General features: G+C 64.4%; 21 protein-coding genes. 10 read left to right on the forward strand and 11 right to left on the reverse strand.

Translation table 11 applies throughout. The features are described 5' to 3' along the window. Positions 1–36 precede the first annotated feature (36 nt). Both XH91_RS03235 and XH91_RS03240 read left to right on the forward strand, forming a co-directional pair. Complete coding sequence (locus XH91_RS03235; RefSeq protein WP_128949246.1) at positions 37–1,473, forward strand: MBOAT family O-acyltransferase; 1,437 nt, start codon at positions 37–39, stop codon at positions 1,471–1,473. Further along, positions 1,473–2,576: a hypothetical protein gene (locus XH91_RS03240; RefSeq protein ID WP_128949247.1), complete on the forward strand. Its 1,104-nt coding sequence runs from the start codon at positions 1,473–1,475 to the stop codon at positions 2,574–2,576. Before XH91_RS03235 ends, XH91_RS03240 begins: the two co-directional genes overlap by 1 nt. A gap of 39 nt (positions 2,577–2,615) precedes the next feature. Here XH91_RS03240 and XH91_RS03245 read toward each other — a convergent pair whose 3' ends face one another. The 3 genes from XH91_RS03245 to XH91_RS03255 all read right to left on the reverse strand — a co-directional run bounded on the left by XH91_RS03245 (position 2,616) and on the right by XH91_RS03255 (position 6,642). Beyond that, on the reverse strand, positions 2,616–3,803 hold the full coding sequence (locus XH91_RS03245) for a pyridoxal-phosphate-dependent aminotransferase family protein (protein ID WP_128949248.1): 1,188 nt from the start codon (positions 3,801–3,803) through the stop codon (positions 2,616–2,618). A gap of 106 nt (positions 3,804–3,909) precedes the next feature. Continuing rightward, positions 3,910–4,635: a thermonuclease family protein gene (locus tag XH91_RS03250; protein WP_128954704.1), complete on the reverse strand. Its 726-nt coding sequence runs from the start codon at positions 4,633–4,635 to the stop codon at positions 3,910–3,912. A 279-nt stretch (positions 4,636–4,914) separates the two neighbouring features. Then, positions 4,915–6,642 carry a hypothetical protein gene (locus tag XH91_RS03255; protein ID WP_164934259.1) on the reverse strand — a complete coding sequence of 576 codons (1,728 nt, stop codon included), beginning with the start codon at positions 6,640–6,642 and terminating at the stop codon, positions 4,915–4,917. A 413-nt stretch (positions 6,643–7,055) separates the two neighbouring features. Between XH91_RS03255 and XH91_RS03260 the strand changes: the two genes are divergently transcribed. Continuing rightward, complete coding sequence (locus XH91_RS03260; protein WP_128949250.1) at positions 7,056–7,907, forward strand: caspase family protein; 852 nt, start codon at positions 7,056–7,058, stop codon at positions 7,905–7,907. A gap of 123 nt (positions 7,908–8,030) precedes the next feature. Here the strand turns inward: XH91_RS03260 and XH91_RS03265 are convergent, their stop codons facing one another. From XH91_RS03265 to XH91_RS38670, 3 genes are all read right to left on the reverse strand, one after another. After that, on the reverse strand, positions 8,031–8,918 hold the full coding sequence (locus tag XH91_RS03265) for an efflux RND transporter periplasmic adaptor subunit (protein WP_128949251.1): 888 nt from the start codon (positions 8,916–8,918) through the stop codon (positions 8,031–8,033). Between the two features lie 397 nt (positions 8,919–9,315). Further along, positions 9,316–10,410: a lactonase family protein gene (locus XH91_RS03270; protein WP_245477377.1), complete on the reverse strand. Its 1,095-nt coding sequence runs from the start codon at positions 10,408–10,410 to the stop codon at positions 9,316–9,318. A 173-nt stretch (positions 10,411–10,583) separates the two neighbouring features. Further along, positions 10,584–10,721: a hypothetical protein gene (locus XH91_RS38670; protein ID WP_164934257.1), complete on the reverse strand. Its 138-nt coding sequence runs from the start codon at positions 10,719–10,721 to the stop codon at positions 10,584–10,586. Positions 10,722–10,859: 138 nt separating this feature from the next. On the opposite strand from XH91_RS38670, the gene XH91_RS03280 reads away from it, so the two are divergent. Then, entirely contained in the window at positions 10,860–11,051 is a 192-nt protein-coding gene (locus tag XH91_RS03280) for a hypothetical protein (RefSeq protein ID WP_128949253.1), read from the forward strand. A 278-nt stretch (positions 11,052–11,329) separates the two neighbouring features. Continuing rightward, the gene (locus XH91_RS03285; RefSeq protein WP_128949254.1) at positions 11,330–12,112 is read left to right on the forward strand and encodes a L,D-transpeptidase; all 783 of its coding nucleotides are present in this window, start codon (positions 11,330–11,332) and stop codon (positions 12,110–12,112) included. 19 nt (positions 12,113–12,131) lie between these two features. On the opposite strand, the gene XH91_RS03290 is transcribed toward XH91_RS03285, so the two are convergent. From XH91_RS03290 to XH91_RS03300, 3 genes are all read right to left on the reverse strand, one after another. Further along, the gene (locus tag XH91_RS03290) at positions 12,132–13,829 is read right to left on the reverse strand and encodes a GMC family oxidoreductase (RefSeq protein ID WP_128949255.1); all 1,698 of its coding nucleotides are present in this window, start codon (positions 13,827–13,829) and stop codon (positions 12,132–12,134) included. 96 nt (positions 13,830–13,925) lie between these two features. Next, positions 13,926–14,300 (reverse strand): hypothetical protein, encoded by a 375-nt coding sequence (locus XH91_RS03295; RefSeq protein ID WP_245477272.1) that lies wholly within the window; start codon positions 14,298–14,300, stop codon positions 13,926–13,928. Positions 14,301–14,429: 129 nt separating this feature from the next. Then, complete coding sequence (locus XH91_RS03300) at positions 14,430–14,789, reverse strand: hypothetical protein (RefSeq protein ID WP_128949256.1); 360 nt, start codon at positions 14,787–14,789, stop codon at positions 14,430–14,432. Between the two features lie 385 nt (positions 14,790–15,174). Here XH91_RS03300 and XH91_RS03305 point away from each other — a divergent pair, with 385 nt between their 5' ends. Genes XH91_RS03305 through XH91_RS03315 form a run of 3 tightly spaced genes read left to right on the forward strand, consistent with a single transcriptional unit; the run spans position 15,175 to position 19,726 of the window. Beyond that, positions 15,175–18,339, forward strand: coding sequence for a GAF domain-containing protein (locus XH91_RS03305; RefSeq protein ID WP_128949257.1), 3,165 nt, complete (start codon positions 15,175–15,177; stop codon positions 18,337–18,339). Further along, a complete protein-coding gene (locus XH91_RS03310; RefSeq protein ID WP_128949258.1) occupies positions 18,336–18,725 on the forward strand; it encodes a response regulator in 390 nt (129 codons plus the stop codon). Before XH91_RS03305 ends, XH91_RS03310 begins: the two co-directional genes overlap by 4 nt. A gap of 17 nt (positions 18,726–18,742) precedes the next feature. Then, entirely contained in the window at positions 18,743–19,726 is a 984-nt protein-coding gene (locus XH91_RS03315; RefSeq protein ID WP_128949259.1) for an ABC transporter substrate-binding protein, read from the forward strand. 29 nt (positions 19,727–19,755) lie between these two features. Here XH91_RS03315 and XH91_RS03320 read toward each other — a convergent pair whose 3' ends face one another. Further along, positions 19,756–22,419 carry a bifunctional diguanylate cyclase/phosphodiesterase gene (locus XH91_RS03320; RefSeq protein ID WP_128949260.1) on the reverse strand — a complete coding sequence of 888 codons (2,664 nt, stop codon included), beginning with the start codon at positions 22,417–22,419 and terminating at the stop codon, positions 19,756–19,758. A gap of 133 nt (positions 22,420–22,552) precedes the next feature. Beyond that, complete coding sequence (locus XH91_RS03325; protein ID WP_128949261.1) at positions 22,553–23,254, reverse strand: hypothetical protein; 702 nt, start codon at positions 23,252–23,254, stop codon at positions 22,553–22,555. Between the two features lie 193 nt (positions 23,255–23,447). Between XH91_RS03325 and XH91_RS03330 the strand changes: the two genes are divergently transcribed. Then, the gene (locus XH91_RS03330) at positions 23,448–24,620 is read left to right on the forward strand and encodes a LysM peptidoglycan-binding domain-containing protein (RefSeq protein ID WP_128949262.1); all 1,173 of its coding nucleotides are present in this window, start codon (positions 23,448–23,450) and stop codon (positions 24,618–24,620) included. A 297-nt stretch (positions 24,621–24,917) separates the two neighbouring features. Then, complete coding sequence (locus tag XH91_RS03335; protein WP_128954706.1) at positions 24,918–26,207, forward strand: Spy/CpxP family protein refolding chaperone; 1,290 nt, start codon at positions 24,918–24,920, stop codon at positions 26,205–26,207. The last annotated feature ends 49 nt before the right edge of the window (positions 26,208–26,256 follow it).

A 26,256-nucleotide genomic window follows, 5' to 3' on the forward strand; every position in this document is an offset into this window, starting at 1 on the left:
CTTTGAGGAGCGATATCCCGCCGTTGGTCCAGCCTGATGCTGTTCAATTCCTACCCGTTCATCCTGCTGTTCCTGCCCATCGTGCTGGCCGGCTATTTCTGGCTGGGGCAACGCAGCAATCTGGCTCCGGTGATCTGGCTGGCGCTGGCCTCGCTCGCCTTCTACGCCATCGGCAACTGGCAGTTCGTGGCCCTGCTGCTGATGTCGATCGCCTTCAACTATGGTATCGGCCATCTCCTCATTGTGGCAAAGCTCGGCCCCGCGCAGCGAAAGGCCGCGCTCGCGATCGGCATCGCCGGTGATCTCATCGTGCTCGGCATCTTCAAATATGCCGGCTTCGCCACCGAAAACGTCAATGCATTGCTCGGCACGCACCTTGTAGTCCACATCCTGCTGCCGGTCGGTATCTCCTTCTACACATTCACCCAGATTGCGTTCCTGGTCGACGCCTATCGTGGCCAGGTCGCGGCCTACGCGCTGCCGCATTACGCGCTGTTCGTGACCTACTTTCCGCATCTGATCGCGGGGCCGATCCTCCACCACAAGGACATGATCCCGCAATTCGAGCGGAAGGAGACCAAGCATCCCGACGCGCATCTGATCCTGTGCGGTGTCATCATCTTCGCGATCGGCCTGTTCAAGAAGACCTGCCTTGCCGACGGCATCCAGCCGCTGGTCGCGCTCGCCTTCGAATCGCGCTCGCCGAGCTTTGATCAGGCCTGGCTAGGCGCGCTCGCATACACTTTCCAGCTCTATTTCGATTTCTCCGGCTATTCCGACATGGCGATCGGCATCTCGCTGATGTTCGGCATCTTCCTGCCGGTCAATTTCAACTCGCCTTACAAGGCCACCAGCATCGTCGAATTCTGGCGCCGCTGGCACATGACGCTGTCGCAATTCCTGCGCGACTATCTCTACATCCCGCTCGGCGGCAACAGGCGCGGCCGGTTGCTGCGTTACGTCAATCTGATGATCACGATGCTGCTCGGCGGGCTCTGGCATGGTGCGGCCTGGACGTTCGTGGTGTGGGGCGCGCTGCACGGCGCCTATCTCTGCGTCAATCACGCCTTCAATGCGCTGGTGCCGAACGTCCCATCGGCCCTCGTGCGGCCAGCTCGCATTGCAGGAGCCGCGTTGACCTTCCTTGCCGTTGTCGTCGCCTGGGTGTTCTTTCGCGCGGCAAGCTTGGCGTGGGCGCTGCGGGTGCTCCACGCCATGGCAGATCCCTCTGATATCGTCTTCGGCCGCGAGGAGATCGGAGCAGCGGTGATGATCGCCATCTCTGCCGCGCTGGTGTGGCTGGCGCCGAACACGCAAGTCATCATGGGCTATGATCACGGCAATCGCCGCGTCGGCGACGCGTTGCGGGCAGGGCGCATGCGGCCGCTGTTGCTCTATGGTGCGTCGCTGGTTCTCGCCTTCGGCATTCTGGGTATCCAGAGCCACAGCGAATTCATCTATTTCCGGTTCTGATGCGCGGCACCTTCACAGATCTCAGGCGTCTTCTGCTCGCGAGCATCGCCTGCGTGCTGGGCGCAGCATTGCTCACCTATCTCGTCGATCCCCTGCAACTGTTTCGGCCCTCGCGGTTCGGCGCCTTCTATTCCGACGATACGCGCGTCCAAAATGCCGGGCTGATCCGGAGCCAATCGTTCGACACCGTCTTCATGGGCACCTCGCTCGCGATTCACTTCCGCCAGAGCGACATCGATCGCGTGCTCGGCGTGCACTCGCTCAAGCTGGCGATGACCGGGTCGAATTCGCGCCAGCAAAGCTTCGTGCTGGAGCAGGCGATCGATCGCGGCGCGAAGCGCGTGATCTGGGAGATGGATGATTTCATCTTCGTCGATGCCGCTGACATCGAGTCGGATCCCTATTTTTCCGTCGATCTCTATCGCCGGACGACGAAGGGCATCGCGTCCTATCTGTTCAGCGCCGCGATGGCGAAGGAATCCCTGTTCACGCTGTTGCGGTCGGTCCCGCCGTTGAAGCGGCCTCTAACGGAGGCGGCGCCATATCTTCCCGTCAAGTTCGCGCTATCAGATGTCGACGACATCTATGCTCTGCCGCGAAACTTCGATATCGCGCGCGACTACAACCCGAACAAGGCGCTGGCTTCCTTCGCCTACATCACTGCGCCCTCGCGCAGCCGCTTCCTCGGCGAAGGCTATGGTTTTGACGCCATGGTCGGGCATTTCGAGCAGGATGCCGTGGGTCTGATCACGCGCCATCCGGACGTGACCTTCGACATCTACTTCCCGCCCTATTCGATCCTGCAATTCGTCGCGATGCGCGATGCCTCGCCCGAGACGCTGAAGATCGTCCTGGATCTCACGGCTGACATTGCGCGGCGCCTGACGCAGCTTCCCAATGTACGCCTGCACGATTTCCGCGCGATCAAGCCGGTGACGCATGATCTCGCCAATTACGGCGACGTCATCCACCATTCGCCCGTGGTGGATGCGATGGTGCTGTCGTGGCTGGCGAGTGGGCAGTATCGGGTTGACGCGAGCAAGCCGCTGGCGTCGCTGGATGCGCTGAAAGCGCAGATCGAAGCGTATCGCTTGGAACGTTGATCTTACCCTCTCCCACAAGGGGAGAAGGAAGAACGGCGCCTACACCGCCACTTGCTCGCCGAGATACGACACTGCGGCCTCGAGCCCGCCCTTGCCGTGCGGGATCTTCAGCGCGTTGAGGCCGACCTCGATCACCCCTAACGTGCCGAGCAGCATCGGCGCGTTGACATGGCCCATATGGGCGATGCGGAAGGCTTGTCCGGAGAGGTCGCCGATGCCGGTGCCGAGCACCACGCCGCACTTCTCCTTGCAGTAGCGTTGCAGCACTGCGGGGTCGAAGCCGGTGCTCATGGTCACCGTGGTCACGGTGTTGGAGCGCTCATGCGGTTCGGCGACGTTGAAGCCGAGCACCTGGCCTTCGGTCCAGGCGCCGACCGCGCGGCGCGTCGCTTCGCCGAGCAGAGCGTGGCGGCGGAAGGCGTGTTCCAGCCCTTCCTCGTGCAGCATGTCGATCGCCTTACGCAGGGCGAACAGCAGATGCACCGGCGCGGTGCCGGCATATTTGCGATAATTCTCGGTGCCCTCGCGCTCGCTCCAGCTCCAATAGGGCGTCGACATGTTGGCCTTCTTGTGCACTTCCTGCGCGCGCGCGCTGGCCGCGACGAAGCCGAGGCCGGGCGGTGTCATCAGGCCCTTCTGCGAGCCGCACATCGCGACGTCGATGCCCCATTTGTCCATCTCGAACGGCATGCAGCCGAGCGAGGCGACGGTGTCGACCATGTACAGCGCCGGATGGCCGGCGGCCTTGATCGCCTTGCCGATCGCCTCGATGTCGTTCTGCACGCCGGAGGCCGTGTCGATCTGGACGACGACGACGGCCTTGATCTTGTGCTCGGTGTCGCGGCGGAGCCGCTCCTCGACCTCATGCGGCCGTACCGCGCGGCGCCAGTCGCCCTTGAGCACCTCGACCTCGGCGCCCATCAGGGCTGCCGCATTGCCCCAGCCGATCGCGAAGCGTCCGCTCTCCAGCACAAGCACCTTGTCCCCGCGCGACAGCACGTTGCTCAAAGCGGCTTCCCAGGCGCCGTGGCCGTTGGCGATGTAGATGTAGGATTTGCCTTTGGTCGCGAACAGACCAGAGATGTCGCGGAGCAGGCTTTCAGTGAGCTCGAGCATCTCCCTGGAGTAGATGTCGATCGCCGGACGATGCATCGCCTGGAGCACCGCGTCGGGCATCGTGGTGGGTCCGGGGATGGCCAGAAATTCCCGGCCCGCGCGAACGGTCATTGCTATCTTCCTTGTGTCGTGAAGACTGTCTGGTGGGTCGCTGATTTACTCTTCTACGCGGCGGGAGGCCTCGAGAAAAGCACGTAAAATGCAGGTCTGAGCGCCCCTATCGCTTAGTCTCCCGGCAGCCGGCGGCCTCCGCCTCCTCGACCGAGCAGAACCAGCGGGTGCCCTTGCTGATCTTCATCTTGATCTGGGCGTACCAGCGGCTGGTTGGCTTGTGGTAGATGCACTCGCCGGACGAGTTGACGTTGCCCTTGATGGTGCAATCCGGCGACGGGGCGACCGGTCCCGACGCCGAGGCGAGCAGCACCGCATGGGCGCCCTCGGGCGGCTTGGTGGCACCCAGGATTGCGGTCTTCTTGTTGCGCACGCGCCAGTCCCAAGGCGCGATGAAGGCGCCCTGCCACATCCCGGCCTTGGCTTCACGCGCGGCGGCCTCGTCCGCCTCATAGTCCTTCGAGAGGCGGGTGTAGGCCAGCGCCCAGCCGCTGCGCACCAGCCATTTCTGGATGTCCTCGCCGCCGACCTCGCAGCGCGCCACGGTGCGACCGCGCCGGTCGATCGAGCGGGCATGGCAGACCCAGGTCTTGCCTTCGGTGTGTTTGGCGAGTTCGTCGCGCGCTGCGACGCCGCAGGTCCAGCGCTCGCTCTTGGTGTTGAGGCAGAGCTGGTCTGCTGAGGGAGCGTCGATGCCGCCGAGCCGGATTCGCGTGTTGCCGACCATGACCGAATCGCCATCGCGGATCTTCGCGGTGCCGGTGATGTCGGCGGCGTGCGCCAGCGACGGTAAGCCGAACAAAGACAGGGCAATCAGGAATTTTCGCAACATGCCGGTCCGCATTGTCGTCCGCATTGTCTTGGGAACATCTTGATAGGCCGCGCAATTGTGGTCGGCTTTGGGCCTCGCGGCCAGCATATGCCGAACGGATAGGCTTTCAACTTCCCGTCATTGATTGTCTCTCGTGTCCCGGACGCGGTGCGGCGTGTAACGCCGCTCCGCAGAGCCGGGACCCAGAAAATCACCGACGCAACTCTAAGCGACATGGGCCCCCGCTCAGCAGCGCATCACTGCGTGCTGCGCTGCGTCCGGGGCACGCGTGCGACAATTTCACCCCCGCGCCATCGCCCGCTTCGCCACCGCGAGCCCCATCAGCACGAAGGCCGACGTCACCTCGGGTCCCCCCACCAGGATCCGCGTCGGGGTCTTCATCTTGTTCCATTCATAGGCGCGGAACGGGCCGCGGCGGCCGCCTTCGCCTGTCGCGTTGACGATCACGTTCAGCGCCGGGGCGAAGGCGCGCGGATCGGCGCCGAGATGACCGAGCGCGATCAGCGCCAGGGCTGCGTCGAACACGTTCATCTCCGCGGCCATCAGCTCGCCCTTGACGTAGGAGAGCACGCGGTGGCGGATGAAATCGAAATCGCCGTCGGGATCGATCGCGGCCTGCGCCGCCAGCGGCAAAGCCAGGAAGGCCTGATAACAGCGGCCGAAATAGGCGCAGTAGAGCTCCGGCAGATAATAGATGTGCGAGCGCGGATTGGCGAAGGCGCCGCTCGCCGCCAGGCGCTTCTGGAAGCCGATGATACGATGCACGGTCGCGAGCCGTGCCGGCGTCTCCAGGATCTTCCAGCGCGCCAGGTTGCGAAAGCTCACCTCGAGAATGTCGAGATTGAGCGTCGGATCGAGATCGTTGCCGTAGGGGCGCTCGCCCCGGAGATTGTCGATCCAGGTGGCAACGCCGCCTTCGTAATCGATGTTATCGTTGAGCGGCACCGTCACGCGCGGCTCGTTGACGCCGGCCCACACCTGGTAGCCCGCGTAGAAATCCAAAAGCGGCTGGTCGATGATCGGATCGGTGCAGCCGGCCTGCGTCGCAGCCGAGATCGAGCACGCCGTGGTGTCGCAGTCAGGTACATAGACGCCAAAGCCGAGATCCTGCTTGATCTGGGCGAAATAGCGGGAGAAGCGCGGATGCGGCGCCGGCGCGAGCGCCGTGATGACGTTGAAGCGCGCGCCATCTGCGCCCTCCACTTCCTCGCGGCTGATGTTGACGCAGAAATCGACCATGTCGGCGATGGCGCGCTCGGCGGCGGCTTTGTCGGCCGGCGACGCGAGCCCGCTTTCGACGTAGCCCAGCAACGCCTCGATGAAGAAGGCATCGTAATAGGCCGAGCGGTGGCGGATCTGCACCGGCTCCCACATCGGCTCGGCGATGCCGCTCCAGGGTGGATTGACCACGGCGCGCGCGGGCGAGCGCGCGATGAAGATGCGGGCGAGGTTGAACAGCAGCGAGGAGTTCTTGTAGCCGCGTGCATTCAAGCCGGTGAGCGCCATGATCAGCTCGCGCCCGCGGAAGTCCGGATCGCCGATCAGGTTGAAGGCGGCATAGGTCGGCAGGAAGCCGTTCTTGCGGTAAGAGCCGAGCAGATGCTGTGCGCAATCGCGGATCGCGCCGTCGATCTGCACCAGTGCCGGCATCGCGCCGACGAACGCGGCCGGCGGCGGCTTGGGATGGTCGAGCGCGATGGTGTCGACGAGTTCGGCGACCGGCGCGCCGACCGCCGCCCAGTCGGGCTCGGCATCGTCGCGGGCACGGACCAAGGCCTCGCGCAGCCGGGCGAGCCTCGCCTCGTCGCGCAGCTCGGGGAGGCCGGCACGGCGTAGCAGCATCCGCAGCGCGGGATTTCCCAGCGCGGTCTTGTAGAATTTCGCCAGATGCGGATCTCCGCCGGCGGTAGCAGACATCAAGGGATCACAGACGTCGTAAAGCGAGGGGCCGTCCTTGCGGGCCGTCAGCGCACGGCACGCGGCACCTGCGAAATAATGAAAGCTCATGAAATACCTGGTCGCGGGGGACTTATCCGGGAGGCCAGGTCGATGACCCGCCCCCCGCAAGTCGTTGAAAAAGCTACCCGGATTCGCAGGAAATTCAAATGTGACTGACGTCACGGAAATATCAGGCACGAGGGATGCATGGTCAGCCTCCGGAAGGCTACGGGGATACCTGAAAAAGGAGAAATTCCGATCCAGTATTACCAAATAGATTCAGTGCCTTAGATCAAATTTTGGACAATCTATTGCCGGGCTGGCGATCTCAGGTTAAGGGTTTATTTGGTGCGGCGCCGCAAATTGCGCGCAATTCGGGGGCACTCCCCCGGCCGATCCCTCAAACCTAAAGACGCCATCGCGCTACTCAAACAGTGTGCGCGCGCTTGGACGGTCTTTGGCACTGACAGGAATGAACCGAGATGAATGTTAGGCAGCTCGACATTTCCCGACGCTCGATTGCGCTCGCCGCGGCCCTCATCGGCACGGTGTCGCTGGCGATCGGCGCCCATGCTGCCCTCAACATGCGCGCGCTCGACGCCGCCAAGGCCGTTTCGACCGACCAGGTCACCGGCTCGGTCAGCCAGACCTCCTCGCGTCTCGCGCTCGTCATCGGCAATGGTCATTACCCCGACGCCAGCGCGCCGCTGACGCAGTCGATCAACGACGCGCGCGCGCTCTCCTCCAGCTTGCGCAAGAACGGTTTTGACGTCGACATGGTGGAAGACGCGAGCAAGGACGACATGGTCCGCGCCGTCAACCGCCTGAAGTCCCGCATCAAGCGCGACACCACCGTCCTGCTGTTCTTCGGCGGCTATGGCGTGCAGGCTGGCCGCGAGAGCTACATGCTGCCTGTCGATGCCGTGATCTGGAAGGAACGCGACGTCCGCCGCCAGGGCATCTCGATCGAAGGCGTGCTCGAGATGATGAAGGAGCAGGGCGCCAAGGCCAAGCTCGTCGTGGTCGATGCCTCACGCCGCAATCCTTACGAGCGCCGCTTCCGGTCCTACTCGCACGGCCTCGCGCCGATCGGCACGCCCGACAACGCGCTGATCCTGTCGTCCGCTTCACCCGGCAAGGTCGTCGACGACGGCAAGGGCGAGCACTCGACACTGGTCACCGAACTGCTCAACAACCTCAATGCGCAAGGCACCGCCGAAAGCGTCTTCAACAAGACCCGCGTCGCCATCGCCCGCGCCTCCGAAGGCGACCAGGTCCCGACCGTGTCGTCCTCGCTGCTCGAGGACGTGCATTTCGACCAGGCCGGCGGCTAGGTTTTTTCGCCGGTCTTCTAGGTTGGATTAGCCGAAGGCGTAATCCACCACTTCTCTCTCGTCAGCTTTGAAACCAAAAAGGTGGGTTACGCCTTCGGCTAACCCACCCTATGACGTTTGCCCCTACTTCGCCGCTTCGCTCGCCATCACCGGCCGCACCGGATCGCCTTCGCGCAGCAGCGCGCCGGCGCGGGCGACGACGATGTCGCCTTCGTTCAGTCCATCGCGCACTTCGATATTGCCGCCCGACATCAATCCGATCTCGACGCGCTTGGTCTCGACGCGATTGCGGCGGATCACCTGCACCACGGTGCCGGCGGATGAATATTGCACCGCTGTCAGCGGCACCGCGACGTTGCAGCTCTGCCCGGTCTTGATCAGCGCGCGTCCGCTGGCATTGAGCAACAGCCGCCTCTGCGACGAGATGCCGATATAGACCATGCCCTGCTGGATGTTCGGCTCGACGGTCGGGCCGATGCGGCGCACCTTGCCGTCGATATCGCCGGCACCGGCAATGCGCACGGTGACAGGCTGACCAACCGCGAGCTTGCGGACATCGTTGGTCGCGACCAGGCCGACGAGGTCGTATTCGCTGCGGGCCACGATTGTGAACAGCGCCTCGCCTTTGGCCGAGGCAGGCGCGCCGATCTGCGCGGTCGAGGTGGCGATGATGCCCGCCACGGGTGCCGTGACCTGGAGCGTGCCGCCTTCGGGCAGTGCCAGCCGCGCCAGCACCTGACCCGCCGTCGTGGTGTCGCCGGCCTCGGCCAGCACGTCCGTCACTTTCAGCCCCGGACGCTCGGGCCGCACCGAGGTCTCCTCGCGGGCGATGATCGAGCCGGTGGCCTCGACGATGTCGGAGAAGCAGGATTTGGCCGCCTTCAACACCGTGACCGCCGGCCCCTTGGGCGCGTCGTCATCGGCCGCGCGCGCGGGCAGGGCGGAGACCAGCGCGAGGCCAGCAAGGGCAACGAAAGTCTGGGATAGGGAACGCGCAGGCAATGAACGCATCGGTCATTCCGGTTGGTCGCAAGGCTCTAGGCGGTAAGGCCTTCATCGATAGCAGAAGCGACGGCGGCGGGCCATGGGCTGACCGGATGAGAAATGCCGCAGCGCAGGCGGCGCGACACCGCCTGTTGAATTAGTCTTCGGAAAGGCAAAGAGGTTCGCTGTTCCACGTCTAGGGCAGGGCAATCGCAAATGGTGAGCACGATGCCGCGGCATTGCCAGTCGGCTCCCTCTCCCGCTTGCGGGAGAGGGTCGGGGAGAGGGTGTCTCCACAACGGGACAATCCCCAAGAGGAAAGAACCCTCACCCGCCACGCCTGGGACGATGCTTCGCATCGCCCGGAGCGTGTCGGCCTCTTCCGCAAGCGGGAGAGGCGGAGCAAGCCGGCGGACCTCACCCCTCACTTCAGCGTCAAAAATTCCACCCAGTTCGGCTTCTTGCCGGTGGCGTAGGATTTCAGCTTGCTCAGCGCGCCGCTGCTCTGGTCGATGGCATAGACCGTCATGCCGTCGGAGAGCTCGCCGACGGCGGCGAGGTAGTGGCCGGTGGGATCGATGTTGAAGCCGCGCGGCTGCTTCTCGGTCGGCACGCTGCCAACAGTGGTCAGCTTGCCGGATGATCCATCGACCTTGTAGGCGGTGAGCGTGTTGGTGGTGCGCTCCGAGGCGTAGAGGAAGCGGCCGTCCGGGGTGATGTGGATGTCGGCAGCCCAAGGCTTCTGACCAGAGTCTTTGCCGTTGAAGCCCTCGGGCAGCGCAGTGGTGCGCTGGATCTCGTTCCAGGCGCCGCTCTTGGCCTCGTAGCCGTACGCTGCGACGTCGCCGTTCAGCTCGTGAACGAGATAGACGAACTTGCCATTGGGGTGGAACACGAAGTGCCGCGGCCCGGATTTCTCCGGCGTCTTGACGGCAGGCTGATCGCTCGGCGTCAGCGCGCCGGTGCCCGCATCGAACGCAAAGCGCAGCACCTGGTCCGAACCGAGATTGGTCGCGAACACGAAGCGATTGTCGGGCGAAGGCAGGAAGGCATGCGCATTCAGCCCGGTCGGGATCACCTGCCTGGGCTCACCGACGACGCCATCAGCGGCAAGCGGATTCAGTGCGACCTTGTTGCCGCCATAGGAGGCGCTGAACAACACCTTGCCGCCGCGGTCGGTGGCGATGTTGGCCATGCTGTCGGCGAGCGGTCCGTTGCCGATATGGCTGAGGAGGCCCGTCTTCTGGTCGATCGCAAAGCTCACCGCAACAAAGGGCTGCGAACGGATGCCGGCGATCAGCACGCGATGGTCCGGCGTGATCGCAAGCGGCGTCGAGGCGCCCGGCTTTTCGACGCCCGTGAAGGCGGCGGTCTGCACCGGCGTCATCTCGCCGTTCTCGGCAATCTTGAACACGCTGATGTCGTTGCTGTCGGCATTGCCGACATAGGCGAAGGTTTCGGCCATGCCGGCGCGGGCTCCCAAGACAAGGGCAAATGCAGTGAAGAGTGTGGTGACGATCGCTGCGTGCGACGATTTCGATGCGATTTGGCGTATCGGTTCGTTCAAGGGCGCCCTCCTGCCGATGTGGCGTTGTCGTTTTTGCGGCAGAGGATAGCGGCTCGTATTCCCCGGCACCAAAATCCAGATGGGATCGATCGATGCCGAAATCGTATCGTTTCGTCCGGCCGCCGCTAATGCACCGCCGCCGTCAGGTCGCGCGAGGGCAGATGCGGGCCGGCTGCATGGTCGGGCGGACCGAGCACGGTCCACACGGCGACCGCCACAATGGCTGATGTCAGGATGGTCCAGGCGACGAGTTGCTTCCGCATCAAGCCAAATCCGTCGAAAGATAGAGGCGCGCTGGCCATCGTGCACCGCAAAAGGCGACGCGGCTGTGAACTCGTTCACAGCCGAATGGCGCGCGAGCAAAATTACGAACCATTGCCGGCGTTGTGCATTGGTGCGGCATGCCCCGCGAAAATGACCTCGAAGGCAAGCCCGACATGGGCGGCAAGCACGGCGGCCAGGCCGGCCAGCCCAAGTCGCCGCCGCGTCCGCGCGAAGGCGGGCGCGATGAAGATGTCGTGGCAAAGCGCCACACCGGTCAAGCCGATCAACCCGGCCCCAAGGTCTCGCCGACCAACACACGAAAGCGCTAAGCTTTGCCTGCTATTGTTTAAGTCGCAGGCCCCGGCCAAGCGATCGTCAGGGAACGGCAGTTCCTTGGCGCCGCTACCCCGGTCCCGTGGACCGTGTCCTTGGTGTCGAGCAGTCGGCCTTGGCCGCGCTCCCACGTGCGCTGCACGGCGTTGATATTGCTAAATGAGAGTTCAGGGTTAACCACCGCTAACGGTTCCCGTCCCGAGCCAGATCGCTTTGAAGTTTCTTAAATTTTGCTGGGTTACCTCTCCCCTGACAGCGTGATCCGGGGAAAGACATGGGTAAGCGGGCCAAACGTGGAACGGCGAAAGCACTCGCACTACCCATGGCCGCGAGAGTTGCCATAGGCGCTGTCGCCATCGCCATCGTGGGGTACAGTTTGCTGTCTCGCCCTGCGGGTGTGCAATCGACACAGAAGCCGTCCCAGCACCAGGCTCAGGCGTCGTCCTCGCCGGTTTACGTGGCAACACCTGCTCATGTCGCGGCGCCGGCTGCGGCGCCGATTCCAGCTCCAGCCCCGACCCCGGCGCCTCTGGTCGAGCCACCAAAAGCCGCTGAGGGTCCCGGCGCCTTTGTCCGCCAGGTGGTTGACTACACCAGCCATCAAACGCCTGGCACCGTGATCGTCGATACCAAGAACACGTTCCTCTATTTCGTTCTGAACGACACGCAGGCGCTGCGCTACGGCATCGGTGTCGGCCGCGAAGGTTTCACTTGGTCCGGTGAGCAGACGGTGGCGCGCAAGACGGAATGGCCGGATTGGCGTCCGCCCACGGAGATGCTTGTGCGCCAGCCTTATCTGCCGCGGTTCATGGCAGGCGGCCCAGGCAACCCGCTCGGCGCCCGGGCCATGTATCTCGGCGAGACCGAATTCAGGATCCACGGCACCAACAAGCCGGATACGATCGGCAAGCGGGTCTCGTCGGGTTGCATCCGGCTGACCAATGAGGACGTCGTGGACCTCTATGAGCGGGTGAAAGTCGGAGCGAAAGTGATCGTGCTTCCGGCAACCGCTGCGCAGATGCCGTCATCCAGATCGAAGCTCGCCGAGGCCCAGTAATTCGCTCCTCCGCTGCGCATCACTGCATCATCGCCGCAGCGATCTTCTCCGCCGACATCAGCACCGGAAAATTGGTGTTGGCACAGGGCACCACCGGGAAGATCGAGGCGTCGACGACGCGCAGGCCCTGAATGCCCTTGACCCGGCCCTGGGTGTCGACGACGGCCATCGGATCGTCGGCCCGGCCCATGCGGCATGAGCAGGAGGCGTGCCACACGCCGATGGTGGCCTTGCGCACGAAGGCTTCCAGCGCCTCGTCGTTGTTGATCACGTCATCGAAGGTAAAGCCCTCGACCACGAAATTGTCGATCAGGTAGTGGCGCAGCGCCGCCGGCCCGTCCATCATGGCCGCGGCGACCCTGGTCAGGATCTTGTTTTGGGTGTTGACCACGCCGATCTTGCGCACCTTGTCGGTGTAGGCGGCCGGAAACGGCTTGTCCGTGACCTTCTTGACGATGTCGCTCATCTGAATCGCCGCCATCTTGCGGAAGCCGCTCATCAGGCGGTCGAGGTCGCGCCGGTCGGACAACAGATTGAACTCGACGATCGGTTCAGCCGTGGGCTCGCGCGAGGCGAGCTTCACCTGTCCCGTCTCGGAATACGTCTTGTTGACGAAGGTGAGCAGCGAGCCGATCTGCGCGCCGACCGCGTGCCAGGCCGATTTGGAGAGCACGACGACGAACATGTCGCCCTTCGGCACGCCTTCAAGTCCCGACGAGTAACGCAGGCCAAGCTGCATGTGCCGCCTGGTGTGCTCGTTCATGCGCGCGCCGCGGCGAACAAAGGACGACAGCGAGATCGAAGGATGGTCCATCAGGCGCTGGCCGACGCCGGCGAGCCCCATCAGCACCGGAATGCCCATGTCCTTGAGGTGGCCCACCGGACCGATGCCGGCGCGCAGGAGATGCGCGGGCGAATGGATCGCGCCCGAGGAGAGGATGATCTCGCGGCCGCGGAATTCCTGCTCGCGTCCGTCGATGTCAGCCTTCACGCCGACGCATTGTGTGCCTTCGAAGATCAGCTCTCGAACCTGCGTGTTGGTGGAGATGGTGAGATTGGCGCGCTTGCGGGTGTCGCGATCGAGATAGCCCATCGCGGCCGAGACGCGCTGCTCGGCCTGGTTGGAATGCGTCACCGCGAAATAGCCGTCGACGAACTCGCCGTTCTGGTCGGCCACGTAGGGATGGCCGGCTTGATCGAAGGCGTCGGCGAACGCCTGCGAGTGCTTCGTCCAGTGCTCCCTGGGAATGCGGCGGACGGGAATTTTCCCGTCCTTGCCGTGATACGGGCCGTCGAAATCGAGATCGCGCTCCACCTTCTTGAAGAAGGGCAGCACGTCGGCCCATGCCCAGCCCTCGGCGCCCCGCGCCTGCCATTCGTCATAATCGGTCGGCGCGCCGCGATTGGCCATCTGGCCGTTGATCGACGAGCCGCCGCCGAGCACGCGGGCCTGCTCGTATTTGCGCAAGGGCGGACGCGCTTCGTTCGGATTGTTGTGGCTGACGACCTGGGTCGTGACCTTCAGCTCGGTCCAGTGAAAGCGCGGATCGAAATAGGCGGTGCCCGGATAGCTGTCTCTGATTTCGGCCGGCTCGTTGCCGGGTGGTGTGTCCTGTCCGGCTTCGCAGAGCAGGACCTTGTTGGCGCTCCTGGCGGAGAGCCGGTGGGCCAGCACGGACCCTGCCGAGCCGCCGCCCACGATAATGTAGTCGTACACGATTGGCGTTTCCTCTTGTTCTTGTCGCAAGAGGGTAACGTGGAAATATCGCGAGGTCACGCCCCGCCCATGCAGGCGCTGGGTTGCGTCAAGACGCTATTGCAAAACCTTGGGCATCACGACGACGACATCGACCTGCCGGTTCATCACCCGCGACGCGACGGCGGCGATGAGCGGCGAGTAGCTGTCCTCGATGTCGGAGGCGACGTCCTCGTTCCTGGCGAAAGCGTAGAGCATCGTGCCCTCGATCTCGTCGAAGCGGATGCCCGCAAAGACGTGATCGAACGTCTCGGCGCCGACAATGCCGGCCATCAGCGCCTGGATGGCCTGGTCCTGAACGCGTGTGAGCTTCATCATGCCGATGAGATATGGAAGCGCCGCGCGAATACAAGATGCGGTAAAAGTAGTTGGGGGCAGTCCGAGGTTGGGAAAAGCATCCACCGGCGCTCGCAGAGCGGCGGCTTTACCCACCGAAAGCTGTCATTCCGGGGCGATGCGCAGCATCGAACCCGGAATCCATCGAGCCGCAGAGTCGGTGGATGAATGGATTCCGGGCTCGCGCCTCGCGGCGCGCCCCGGAATGACAACGGAGGATAAGCCTCACGTCATGCTGCCGGGCATGAAGCAGCGGATGACGGCGCGACCGTTGATGTAGTAAGGCCAGACGATGGTGCGGCCGACGCGGTTCGGCTCAGTGATCACGGTGTCGTCAGGCACCTCGATCCATTCGCCCTGGATCCTGACGCGGTAGTGCCCACCGCGCGTGTCCCAATCGACGTCGTCGAGCGCGGTGCCGTCGGCGTCCGCGCAGCAGGGACCGCCGCCCTTGCTGTGCAGGCTCTCGAACCAGCCCTTGAGCGGTGAGTTCGCAAAGCGGCCATCGTCGCGGGCGTTCGCGGGAGGACCGGTCAGGGCGGCAACAGCAATGAAGAGGGTCATCCGGAGATGCGCATTCGCCATGTCGCCTCGCTCTGTCTGCGCAGACGCGCACGCGCGCAGGCGAAAGCGGCCTGCAAGTGCGCGTGATGCAATGTCGGCTGACGTCCGCCGGTCGGGTTCCGGTCGTTGCAGCAGCGCTATAACCGCAAACTGCTCGGTTCGATCCTATTTTCCGGACGGCGCGGCCTTTGAAATGCGCAAACATTGCCAATCCTGGCCACACCGGACTGTTCACAAACGGTCCCGCGGACGATAGGCTGAATGCCATTCTTGACTGCGCCGGATGCGGCGCCGCCATTTTGCTTACGGACATTGCCGTGCGGCAGTATTGGGTCACTCATTCATTGCGGATGCCGCTTGCCGGAGACGCTGTCGGACGGTTTGAACGCGTGAGCCGGAGACAGCGATGAAGCGAGGGCGATCGGGCTCGAAGTCTTCGGCGCGTCCACCCACATCCAGGGTCAAAAAGCCCGGCCTCCGGGAGCCGGCGCCACGCGCCAAGGCCGCGCCACGCGCCAAGGCCGCGCCGCGCGAGCAGAAGACCTCGGTCGCGGCAGAAAATGCGCGGCTGAAAATTCTGCTGGAGGCCGCCCGGCTGCAGCAACAGGCCAGCGCCGAGATCCTGCGCGCGATCGCCGAGGCCGGCGGCGACGTCGCGCGTCCCTTGCAACAGATTGCCGAGACCATGGCACGGCTGTTCGCGGCACCAAGCGTGTCGGTGCAACTCGCCGAAGGTCGCGAGTTCACGCAGGAATATCGCGTCGGCTCGATCGCGCAGCGTATCGGCTCGGCCTATCCGCGCTCCAACATTAAGGTCGGCGGACGAAATCTGCCCGGCACCGTGGTTGCCGAGAACAGGCAAATCCACATTCCGGACCTCGATCATCTCGATCCCTCGATGGCCGACTTCCCGGGCCTGCCCCATGCCCGGGCCGGGGGCGCCCGCGTCGTGTGCGGCACGCCGCTGCGACGCGAGGGCAGAGCGATCGGCGCGCTCATCGTCTTTCGCGATCAGCTCCTGCCCTTCACCGACGAGGAGCTTGCGCTGCTGCAGAGCGTGGCCGACCAGGCCGTGATCGCGATCGAGAACGCGCGGCTGTTCAACGAAAAGAGGGACGCGCTGGCCCGGCAGACGGCGACCTCCGATATCCTGCGCGTCATCAGCCAGTCCCCGACGGATGCCCAACCGGTCTTCGACGTAATTGCCCAGACGGCCATCCGGCTGCTCGGGTGCCACCGCGCCTTCATTCAACGCTGCGACGACGAGTGCTTCTGGACCGTGACCTGGTGGGGCGCGGAGGGTCGGCTTCCGCTTGCCAACACGCCGCGCGTCAAGATCGACCCCGCAGCCAACTTCCCCTCGCGGGCAATCGTCCAGAAGGAGACTGTGCATCTGCCCGATTGGTCGCTGCTCGAACTGCCGCCCCACGAACGTATGATCCGCGACAGACTGGGGCTTCAAACCGCGCTGTTCATGCCACTGCTTCGCGACAACAAGTGCATCGGTCTGCTTTCGGTCGCCGGAACGCGCCCGAACATGTTTGGAGAAAATGAAATTGCACTGGCCGAATCGTTCCGCGACCAGGCCCTGATCGCGATCGAGAACGTACGCCTGTTCGACGAGGTGCAGTCCAAGGCGGGCGATCTGGCGGAGGCGCTGCAACAGCAGACTGCGACCGCCGACGTGCTCAAGGTCATCAGCCGCTCCGCCTTCGATCTTCAGACGGTGCTCGAGACACTGACGCATTCCGCGGTCGAGTTGAGCGGCACCTCGAACGGCGCCATCTTCCTGCGTGACGGTGACGTCTTCCGCTATCGCGCCTCGTCCCGCGGCGATTCAAATCCCGTATGGCTGAAGTGGCTGGAAGATCATCCCCAGCGAGCAGGTCGGAACACCGCGACGGCCCGGGCGATCGCAACCGGCAAGGTCGCCGCTGTTGCCGACGTGCTGGCCGATCCCGAAGTGGACCTTCCGGCGACGCCGCTCGCCGGCATCCGCGCGGCGCTCAGCGTGCCGCTGCTTCGCGACGGCAAGGTCGAGGGCGTGATGACGCTGACGCGCCAGGTTCCAGGACCGTTCACGGATCGCCAGATCGATCTGGTTCAGACGTTTGCCGACCAGGCGGTGATCGCCATCGAGAACGCCCGGCTGCTCGACGAGATCCAGGCCAAGACACGCGATCTCTCGGAGGCGCTGACCTACCAGACCGGAAGCGCCAACATCCTGAACGTCATCGCCTCGTCGCCGACCGACGTGGCACCGGTGCTGAAGGCGATTGTCGAGAACGCCTGCGAACTCTGCGAAGCAGATGATGCGATCGTCTATCTCAGTGATGGGCAATATCTTCGTTTCAGCGCCCATCATGGACCACTTGAGTTCAACGTGGAAAAGTGGCCCATAGACCGGGCTTCGGCCGCGGGGCGCGCCTTCGTGGATCGGGAGTCCGTGCACATCCACGACGTCTTATCCAAACAGGGCGAGCAGGTTCCGGCAGGACAACTCGCGGCTCGTCGTATCGGCGTTCGCACCATGTTGAGCGTGCCCCTGTTGCGCAAGGGCGAGAGCATCGGAACAATCGTGCTGCGTCGCACCCAAGTGCATCCGTTCAGCGGCAAGCAGATCGCCCTGCTGAAAACCTTTGCCGACCAGGCAGTGATCGCGCTCGGCAATGTCCGCCTGTTCGAGCAAGTGCAGGCGAAGACGCGCGAGCTCGAGCACTCGCTTGAAGACCTCCGCACCGCGCAGGACCGCCTGGTCCAGACCGAGAAGCTGGCGTCGCTCGGCCAGCTCACCGCAGGCATCGCGCACGAGATCAAGAACCCGCTCAACTTCGTCAATAATTTTTCGGCGCTTTCGCTCGATCTCACCGACGAGCTCAAGGACCTTCTTGCGAAGGCGGAGCTGGCCGAGGAGCTTCGCAAGGACATCGACGAGCTGACGGAGCTTTTGAAGGACAATCTGGCCAAGGTCGTCCGACACGGCAAGCGCGCGGACTCCATCGTCAAGAACATGCTGCTGCATTCGCGCGAAGGTTCTGGCGATCACCGCCCGGCCGACATCAACGCGCTGGTCGACGAGAGCCTGAACCTCGCCTATCACGGCGCGCGGGCGGAGAACGCCGCGTTCCAGGTGACACTTCAGCGCGATTTCGACCCCGTCGCGGGCCTGGTCGAGGTGTTCCCGCAGGAAATCACGCGCGTGCTGCTGAATCTGATTTCGAACGGATTTTACGCCGTCAGCAAGCGCAAGGCGGCGCCGAGCGAAGCGGCGGACTTCAAGCCTCTGGTGACGGCGACCACCCGCGCGCGCGGTGATCAAGTCGAAATCCGTATCCGCGACAACGGCACCGGCATTCCGCCCGAGGCCAGGGAGAAGATCTTCAATCCGTTCTTCACGACCAAGCCCGCCGGCGAAGGCACTGGATTGGGGTTGTCGATGAGTCACGACATCATCGTGAAGCAACACGGCGGCTCGATCGCGGTCGAGACGGAGCCGGGCGAATTCACCGAGTTCATCGTCACCCTGCGGCGCAAGAGCGCAGCGCAAAAGCTACCCGGAGAAGCAAGGTGAGCACTTACATTCTCGTGGTCGACGACGAGCCGGACGTCGAGAGCATGTTTCGTCAGCATTTCCGGCGCGATCTGCGTGCCAGCCGGTTCGTGATGGAATTTGCCAATTCGGCGCTGGCGGCGCTCGAACAGGTCAAGGCCATCGCCGATCCGTCGCTGATCCTGATTCTGTCGGACATCAACATGCCCGGCATGAGTGGATTGGAGATGCTGGCCCAGGTGAAGACGGCGCGGCCCAATGTGCCTGTCATCATGATCACCGCCTATGGCGACGACGGGACGAAAAGGAAAGCGGCTGAACTCGGCGCGGCCGGTCTGTTGACCAAGCCCATTGATTTCGGCCTGCTCCGTCAGGAGATCGATGTGCGGTTGAGCCACGCATCGTAAGAGAGGGATGGGAGCGGATGAGACGCCGGGAGTTCGTCGCCCTTTCTGCAAGCTGCCTGGTCTGGGGAGCCCTCGCAAACTCGGCGCAGGCGCGAAGGCCGCCGACCGTCGGAGTCTTGTGGCACGCGGGAGCGCCGAGCGAAGAGGAGCCGTACTACTCGGCTCTGCTGCAGGGCTTTCGCGACGAGGGTTACATCGACGGCGACACGATCAAGCTGGAACAGCGTTTCCCGAGCGAAAGTCCCGAGCGCTTCAGAAGCTTTGCCGCCGAATTGATCGCACTGCAGCCTGATGTGCTGGTTGGAGTTGGCAGCCTCAGCACACCCTATCTGGCGGAAGCCACCAAGACCATTCCGATCGTTTTCACGATTGTGGCCGACCCCGTCGCGATGAAGTTGGTCGACAGCCTCGCGGCCCCAGGCCGCAACGCGACGGGCTTTTCGAACTATTCGGGCGATCTCATGGGAAAGCGTCTGGAGGTCCTGCGCAGGGCGCTTCCCGATCTGAAGCATGTCGGGATGCTTTTCAATCCCGATGATCACTTGTCATCGCGCTATCTGGCGCAAGCGATCTCCGCGGCGCAAACGTTGCAGCTCGATCTCACCCAGATGCCGGTCCGGCTTCCGGACGAGTTCAAGCCAACCTTCTCCGATGCCGTCGGCAAGGGAGTTCAGGCCGTCGCAGTCGCGGGCGATGGATTCATGTTCCGGAATCGCGCAGCGATCGCAAGGCAGTGCGTCGAACGCCGTCTGCCCGTCTTCGGCTGGTCTCATGAAACGGCAGATGCCGGCTTCTTCGCCTCATACGGGACCGATCAACGCGATCTGGTGCGAAAGGCCGCAGGATATGTCGGCAGAATTCTGAGGGGAGCGCGGCCGGCGGATCTGCCTGTCGAGCAACCGACGAAATTCGAGCTGGTGTTGAATCTGAAAACGGCCAAAGCGCTCGGCGTCACGATACCTGACGCTTTGCTGCATCTCGCCGACGACGTTATTGAATGAGCCCCCATGACGGTCCAGGCGAGGTACGTTTAAGCCGCAGCCGCCTGCTTCGACAGCAGCTGCTTCAGCTTCGCGGCCGGCACCGCCGGGCTGAACAGCCAGCCCTGCATCTGGCTGCAGCCGAGCTGCCGCAGCACCTCGCGCTGGGCCTCGGTCTCGACGCCTTCGGCTGTCGTCGCCATGTGGCGGGCGGCGGCCATGTGCACCACGGCCTGCACGATCGGCGAGGAGTCCTCGGACTGGCCGATGTCGCTGATGAAGCTGCGGTCGATCTTGATCTTGTCGAACGGGAAGCGGTGCAGATAGCTTAGCGACGAATAGCCGGTGCCGAAATCGTCGAGCGCGATGCGCACGCCGAGCTCGCGCAGCTGCTGCAGGATGGTCAGCGCCTCCTCGTCGTCACGGATCAGCACGGTCTCGGTGATCTCGAGCTCGAGCCTTTCAGGCGCGAGGCCCGACTCGGCGAGCGCAGCCGCAACCTTCAGCGCCAGCGTCTTGGAGCGGAATTGCACCGGGGAGACGTTGACCGCAATGTGGATGTCGCCTGGCCATGAGGCTGCTTCCGTGCAGGCCTGTCTCAAGACCCATTCCCCGATCTCGCCGATCAGGCCGGTGTCCTCGGCGACCGGAATGAAGTCCGCGGGCGAGACCATGCCGCGCTCCGGATGGCGCCAGCGGAGCAGCGCCTCGCATCCCGTCACGACATTGGCGGAGAGATCGACCAGCGGCTGGTAATGCACCTCGAATTCGCGGCGGGCCAGCGCCTGGCGCAAGTCGAGCTCGAGCTGGCGGCGCTGCCGCGCCTTGGCGTCGTATTCGGGCACGAAGATGCGGAAGGTGCCGCGCCCTTCCGACTTCGCCGCATACATTGCGAGATCCGCGCGCTTGAGCAGGTCGTCGATGATGTCGCCGTGGTCGGGCGCGACCGCGATGCCGATGCTGGCATCGGTCGTGATCTCCTGGCCCTTGCAATCGACAGGCAGGCGCAGCGACGTCAGGATCCGTTCGGCCAGCGAGCTCAGCTCGGCCTGGTCGCTGGTGCCGGCCTTGACGATCGCGAACTCGTCGCCCCCGAGCCGCGCCACCAGATCGTTGCCGCTGACGCAGGCGCGCAGGCGGCTCGCGACCTGGCGCAACAATTCGTCGCCGACCTCGTGGCCCAGCGAATCGTTGACGCCCTTGAACTCGTCGACGTCGATATAGAGGATCGCAAACGGCTTGCCGTGGCTGAGCTCCGCGACGCGGCGCTCCAGATGGCCGCGCATCAGCACGCGGTTGGGCAGGTCGGTGAGCGCATCGTAATGCGCCATATGCGCGATGCGCTCGTCGGCGCGGATGCGCTCGGTGACGTCGTCATGGGTGGCGAGCCAGCCGCCGGCCGCGCCGGGATGGTTCTTGATTTCGATCAGGCGGCCGTCGGTGGTCTCGACGATGCTGCTCTGCGTCAGCCCGACCTGGCTCAGGATCCTGTCGCAATAGGCGTCGACGTCGCCCTCGAACGAGCCGGTGTCGGCACGATGCTGGATCACGTCGCGGAAATCCACGCCGGGCTTCACCACCGCGGTCGAGAGCCCGTACATGTCGATGTAGCGGCGGTTGCAGACGATGAGCCGCTCGTCCTGGTCGAACATCAAGAGGCCCTGCGTCATCGTGTTCATGGCGGTGTCCAGCCGCTGCTTCTCGAGCGAGACGCGGTTGGTGACCTGGCGGAAGATCAGGAACAGCGTCAGCACGAGCAGGCCGATCGAGAGCACGGCCACGGTGACGAAGAACTTGGTTTGCGTGCGCCATGTGGCGAGCGTTGCGTCCAGCGATCTGGTGGCGACCACGACCAGCGGCTCGCCGGTCAGCATGCGCGAGGCGACGATGCGCTCCTTGCCGTCGATCGGGCTTTCGAGCTGCGTCGTGACGAAGCTGCGCTCGAACACGGCCTTCTGCTCGGGCGAGCCGGTGCGGTAGTTCTGCCCGATCATGGCGTCGACATGAGGAACGCGCGCAAGCAGCTGGCCGTTCTGGTGGTGCATCGCGATCGAGGAATCCTCGCCGAGGCCGGTCGAGGCGAAGAAGGATTCGAGCTGCTCCGGCGTGATCGCCCGCGACACCACGCCGAGGAACTCGCCATGGGGTCCCGACACGCGCCGGGCGAACACGATCGCCGGACCATTGCCGAACCGCCCCGGCACGACCTCGATCTCTTCCTGCAGGGCCGGGTCGTTCTTGAGCCTGATGAAATAGCCGCGATCGGAGACGGAAATATCGGCGACCGGCCAGCGCTTCGACGAGTTGATCAGCGCGCCGCTCGCATCGAACACATTGGCGCCGGCAATGTCGGACCAGCCGCTCGCCTTGGTGCGCAGCACCTCATGCATCGCGAGCGTCGCCATCTCGCTGCGGAACACATCGGGGGAATCGATGCCGTGGCTTTCCAGTTCCGCGATGATGCTCTTCTGGAGCACCGTGAAATCGGCGAATTCGCGGTCGAAATGGCGGGCCAGCAGACGGACGGAGCTTTCCAGGCTTTCGCGGCCGCTCTCGATGGCGTTCTGGCGGAAGCGGTCAACTGTGAGCCCGGTGCCGATGGCCATCGCCGCCATCAGCACGAAGCCGCCGATGATCAGCCATGTCAGCGGCGCGCCGCGCCATTGGCGAAGCAGCACGCGCAGTCGCGCGGTCCATCGGATTGATGCGCCCATCCCAGCTCTCCCTAGGATGCAAGATGCGCCAAAAACGACAAGACCCCGTTACCATTGAGGGTTAGTGAAGTGTGAATCGGAACAAAATCAGAGGGTTGGCGGAACTCCAAACTGGTGCGTTCTGGAGCTGCCGTCACTCCCGCTTCACCTCCCATGTCAGCGCGTCCGCATTCTCCTTGGCGAACATCGCGGGCACGTCGAATGTCCCGGTCTTGAGATCATAGCGGCATTGCCAGCCGCCCAGCCCCTTCATCACGGTGTTCTTCGGATGCTTGTCGTATTGGCCGGCGAGGCTGATGACGAGATAGCGGTTGTTGGGCCAGTCGACGCCGAGCCAGCGATAGGCCTCTTCCGTCCCCTTCAACAGATTGGCCGAGATGTGGAAGTCGAGCTTGGCGAAGCGCTTCGTCTCCGGCCGACCGTAAAAATAGGCCCAGGCGAGCTCGCTGAGCGATTTTGTCCTGGTCGCACTGACGAAGCTGCCGTTCTCGGCATGGTAGAGAAACAGGTCCTGCTCGCCTGAACCGGTCTTCTGCATCCGCACCAGCCATTGCGAGTCTGCCGTGAAGCGGAAGCCGGCGCCATAGCCCTGCTCCGGCTTCAGCTCGGTCATCCGGTCACCGCGACGGGCCCAGACCTGCCATTTGACGTCAAAGTCGCCGGCGTCCTTCACATACTGCTCGAGCCTGGTGGCACCGTCGGGCGAGGTGAAGGCGAGGTCGGCATCGTCGGTCAGAACGAACCCCGGCGGCGGGCTGGAGGCGGCAGTTGCGGGAGCGGCGGCGAGCGTCAGGGCAAGCGCCAGCCATGGCGCGGCGCGACAAAATGCGGTCATGGTGAAATTCCCAGGACATGGCGGCCGACATCAGGCTTCAAGAAAAAGGGCTCGAGGCGACCTCGCTGGTTTGACGCCGATCGGGCCAGCTCGGTTCATCCCTTCGATAGTCTTGCTGCCGCAGCCAAAACGGCGCAATTTGCGCTCGGCTGATTTGCGACCCCTGAGATTTTCGATCAAGGTTTGAGGACAGATGATTACCGCATCCAAGGCCTTCATCGCGTTCTGTCTGCTTGCTGTGGCCGGCACCGTGCTGGTGATCGGTCCGACCGAGCTGCGTCGCATGCTGCCCGGCGGCACGAAGACCGAAATATCCGCGGTCGCAAAGCCCGAGGGCAAGCCTGAGGCGAAAATCCAGCCCAAGGCCGAAACCAAGGCCGAAACCAAGGCCGAAGCGAAGCCCGAAACCAAGGCCGAGGCGAAGATCGAACCCAAGATCGAGCCAAAGATCGAACCGAAGGTCGAACCCAAGCTCGAATCCAAACCGCAGCCGAAGGCCGAAGAGCCGAAGCTTGCCGCGGTTGCTCCCGCGCCCTCCGCCGCGCCTGTCACAGCTGATGCGCCCAAGGAAGGTGCGAAGGCCGGCGCGCTGGCGGAGACCCAGAAGCAGGTCGCCGCGCTGGCCGAGATCGCGCCGGCCAAGCCGCAGCCTTCGGTTGCGGACACAGGCCCCCGCTTCGATGTCGCCCGCGTCGACGATCTTGGCGAGGCCGCGGTGATCGCGGGCCAGGCCGCACCGGGTGCCAAGGTCGAGCTGCTGCGCGACGGCCAGCCGCTCGACAGCGTGGTGGCCGATGCGTCCGGCCAGTTCGTGATGACCCCGCCAAAGCTTCCCGCCGGCAGCTATGAGCTGGCGCTGCGCGCTCACGCGCCCGACGGCACCGTCACGCAATCCAGCCGCACCATGCCGGTGACGGTCACCGAGGCCGCACCGCCGCCGGCGCGTGTCGCTCTGGCCGCGAAGCCCGAGGCAAAGCCGCAAGACACGAAACCTCAGGCAAAACCTGATGACAAGCCGGAGGTCGTCGCCTCACTGCCGGCGCCGCATCTGGCTTCGACGCCGGAGCGGTCGGCGGGTCGGCCGCGCATGATGGGCACGGCGAAACCGAAGTCGATGGCGAGGGTGCCGGCCGCATCGGCGATTGTCGCAGCGGTCTCGCCGGCGGACGTGCTCAACACCGTAACGGCGGAGACCGGAGGCAGCCGGGTGATTTCCCGCGGCGACAGCCTCTGGGCCTTGAGCCGTCTCGCCTACGGCGACGGCGCCCGCTATGCGGTGATCTTCAATGCCAACCGCGAAAAGATCCGCAATCCGAACCTGATCTATCCCGGCCAGACCGTCGTGGTGCCGCAAAAGGCGCAGTGAGGCGGTTCTTCGCCTCTCCCGCTTGCGGGAGAGGCCGACACGCCCCGGGCGATGCGAAGCATCGTCCCGCGCGTGGCGGGTGAGGGTTCTTTCCCCTTGGGGATTGTCCCGTTGCGGAGACACCCCCACCCCAGCCTTCCCCCGCAAGCGGGAGAGGGAGCCAAGTGCCGATGCCGCCGCATCTCCATCCGCGACGCTTCGACCGTCTCGCCCCGGAACATTTGGTTCCCCGGCGCGTCTTCTCCCTAAGACGCGATGCGTGCTTGGGAGGTCAACGCAGTGGTCAGCTCGATGGTCATGTCGAGATCGCGCTTGCGACTGGCGCTGGCCGGCGCGGTCTTCGCGTTTCTGACAGTGCTGTTGCCTGATACGGCCAATGCGCAGTTCGGATTGCGCGGCGGTCCGCTCGGCATCGCCCGCTTCGCCGTCGGCCACGTCATCGGCCTGTCGCGGCTGCGCCATTCGCGCATGGCGGTGCGCGGCAGCCGCTATCGCTCGGCTGCGATGAGCGCGCAGGATCCCAGGGGCGGCGAGCGCGGGCAGGCTGCAAATCCTTACGTGATGCGCGCGGCCATCACGGCGCAGGCTGCGCTGTCGGGCTGGCACGGCGGCCGCCGTCCACAGGGTTGGTGGCGTCATCCTGATGGCAGCTATGGCTGGATCGGCCCGGTGTTCTGGCCGTTCGCGCATGACGATCTCACCACGGCAATCATCTTTGGCGATACGACCAGCCTCTCGCTCTATGGCTATGGCGATATCTATGCCGCGATCTTCGCACCCTATGCGGCGCCGGAGCTCGCGGCCTACACCGTGCCGCGAGGCCGCCGCGCGCGACGAGTCCCGACCGTCGAGGCCGTCTGCGACAGCAGCGACACCGGCGGCCTGCCTGTCGAGCGCATCGCGAGCGCCGTACAGCCGAACGAGATGCAGCGCACAGCGCTCGACGATCTCGCAGCCGCCTGGACTGCAGCGCGCGACACCATCCGCGCCGCCTGCCCGGCGCAGCCACCGATCACCGCGGCCGAACGCCTCGGCGTGATGCAGGCCCGGCTGGATGCGATGATCAAGGCCACGGACGCGCTGGCAGCGCCCCTGAATAAATTCGTTGGCCTCCTCGACGACGGCCAGAAGGCAAAGCTCGAATCGCTCGCCGACGAACGCCGTGCTGCGCTTGCATCAAGCCAGCACCGGGATGCGCAGGCGGCCCAGGCGCCGCAGGCATCCAAAGCCTGCGATCCCAATTACGATCCCCGCTATGACGTGCAGGCCCAGCGCCAGTACCAGCAGCTCGTGCAGCAGCAATGGCCCGCCGCCGACATCGTGTCCACCTTGAAGCTCGACGACACCGGCAGCGCCCGGCTCGACGTGCTCCAGGACACCACGCTGCGCACCATGCAGACGCTGAGCGCCTGCCCGATGAAGGCCGAAGCAACACCAGAGGCCCGCCTCGCCGCCGTGAAGCTGCGGCTGCAGACGATGCAGCAGGCGGTGGGAGGCGTCGCCGACGCCCTCGACGATTTCGAATTCGATCTCAGCGACGAGCAGAAGGCGGGGTTCGAGTCGATGGGGCCGAAGCGGGGGATGTGAGCGGGGCGGGCTGCGTGAGAGCCTCGTTGTTGACCACACACTCCGCTGT

It is taken from the genome of Bradyrhizobium guangzhouense (assembly GCF_004114955.1).
GTDB classification, from domain to species: domain Bacteria; phylum Pseudomonadota; class Alphaproteobacteria; order Rhizobiales; family Xanthobacteraceae; genus Bradyrhizobium; species Bradyrhizobium guangzhouense.